The following is a 215-nucleotide window of genomic DNA, read 5'->3' on the forward strand; positions in this document are numbered from 1 at the left end:
CAAAAACTGCCCGTCTGCGTCAAATGAGCAGACAAAACTCTCTTTGCGGAAGGTAGAACCGCGCATCTCATAGCTACCCTGAAATTGCTCAAGACCGGTGATAGCAATTTTCTGGGCACCCGTATTATAAAGCTCCGATGCTTCACTTTTGCACAATGACTCCATATCCAGCGAACGCGTGGCAGTAATTTTGCCCTTTTGCGCTTTCTGCACGG

Annotated in this window: 1 protein-coding gene; it reads right to left on the reverse strand. The window is 48.4% G+C overall.

Annotated elements, in window-relative coordinates:
• The coding region (locus FDX22_RS22665; RefSeq protein ID WP_146717813.1) for a YsaB family lipoprotein at positions 1 to 215 on the reverse strand (215 nt) is incomplete at both ends.

The sequence above is a fragment of the Citrobacter sp. TBCS-14 genome, assembly GCF_005280805.1.
In the GTDB taxonomy this organism is placed as follows: Bacteria; Pseudomonadota; Gammaproteobacteria; order Enterobacterales; family Enterobacteriaceae; genus Citrobacter; species Citrobacter gillenii.